General features: G+C 70.1%; 1 protein-coding gene. It reads left to right on the top strand.

What is annotated here, in order from left to right:
- The first annotated feature begins 81 nt into the window (after nucleotides 1-81).
- Nucleotides 82-906, top strand: a complete 825-nt coding sequence (locus E1200_RS33405; RefSeq protein ID WP_131956689.1) for an oxygenase MpaB family protein — start codon at nucleotides 82-84, stop codon at nucleotides 904-906.
- Nucleotides 907-982 lie beyond the last annotated feature (76 nt).

The raw sequence follows: 982 nt of genomic DNA, 5'->3' as shown, positions 1-982 counted from the left end.
GCCCCGCCCTTGCAAGCACGCACTTACGGTGGCACAGTGAGACGAAAATCGACTCTATGTCTCACCGGAAGTGGGGTCAGTATGACCGTGACACTGGAGGAGATCCCCCCGAAGACCGTCCGGGACTCCATCAGCGGCCTCGCCCTCGCCGCCGCCGCCGCGAACGTGGTCATGCAGCTCGCGCGGCTGCCCGTCGGGCACGGCGTCGCCAACAGCACGGTCGAGAGCGGCCGCGTCGACAAGCACCCGATCAAGCGGACCCGCACGACCCTCACCTACATCGCCGTCGCGCTGCTCGGCACCGACGAGGAGCGCAAGGTGCTGCGCGACGAGGTCAACCGCGCGCACCGGCAGGTCCGCTCGAAGGAACCCGTCCCCTACAACGCGTTCGACCCCGAGCTCCAGCTCTGGGTCGCCGCGTGCCTCTACCAGGGCGTCGAGATCATCCACGACGTCCTCTACGGGGAGCCGTCCCCCGAACTGGCCGAGGAGCTGTACCGCTACGGCTCCCGCCTCGGCACGACCCTGCAGGTCAAGCCGGACATGTGGCCGGCGGACCGGGACGCCTTCGAGCAGTACTGGCAGGACGGCCTCAAGAAGATCGAGATGGACGACGTCACGCGCAAGTACCTGCGCGACCTGACCGAGCTGCGCTTCCTGCCGGCCCCGGTCTCCGTGCTGCTGCGCCGCCACCACACCTTCATCACGCTCGGCTTCCTCCCGCAGCAGTTCCGCGACGAGCTCGGCTACGCGTGGACCCCCCGCGACCAGCGCCGCTTCGACCGCCAGACCCGCTTCCTGGGCCGCCTCAACAGCGTCCTGCCGGCCCCGGCCCGCCTCTTCCCCTTCAACTTCTACCTCGCCGACTTCCGCCGCCGAGTGAAGAAGAACCGCCCGATCGTCTGACCCCCCGCCGCCACGGGCGGGGGGCGGGCCGCCGGGTCAGCCGGTTCCGCGCGGTGTCTTGGGCGGAGTCGCGGGC

It is taken from the genome of Actinomadura sp. GC306 (assembly GCF_004348665.1).
GTDB lineage: Bacteria > Actinomycetota > Actinomycetes > Streptosporangiales > Streptosporangiaceae > Spirillospora.
The sequence above is the reverse complement of the archived record's forward strand: the minus strand, read 5'-3'. Positions and strand labels throughout refer to the sequence as shown.